Annotated in this window: 2 tRNA genes and 1 rRNA gene; all 3 read left to right on the forward strand. The window is 51.0% G+C overall.

Annotation, left to right across the window (positions count from 1 at the left end):
• Positions 1–79 (forward strand): 16S ribosomal RNA (locus EGI20_RS19120); the annotation flags it as partial.
• A gap of 66 nt (positions 80–145) precedes the next feature.
• A tRNA-Ile gene (locus EGI20_RS19125) sits at positions 146–222 on the forward strand.
• Positions 223–319: 97 nt separating this feature from the next.
• Positions 320–395, forward strand: a tRNA-Ala gene (locus tag EGI20_RS19130).
• Position 396 lies beyond the last annotated feature (1 nt).

The following is a 396-nucleotide window of genomic DNA, read 5'->3' on the forward strand; positions in this document are numbered from 1 at the left end:
TACCACGGTGGGATTCATGACTGGGGTGAAGTCGTAACAAGGTAGCCGTAGGGGAACCTGCGGCTGGATCACCTCCTTTCTAGAGAGGGCTAGTCAAGTACTCACAGCCTATCGGTTGTTCAGAAGTTAAGGGCGTAGAGAAACTGGGTTTGTAGCTCAGCTGGTTAGAGCACCGTGTTGATAACGCGGGGGTCGTTGGTTCGAGTCCAACCAGACCCACCACATTCTCTTGCTTTATTTTTGGTTCAGGCGAGGCGCAAAACGCCGACGTGTACTTTTGTACACGATAAGTTTTGCAACGAAGCATGAAACAAAAAGAGGGGGATTAGCTCAATTGGTAGAGCACCTGCTTTGCAAGCAGGGGGTCGTCGGTTCGATTCCGTCATCCTCCACCAA

This window comes from Aquitalea sp. S1-19 (assembly GCF_024343515.1).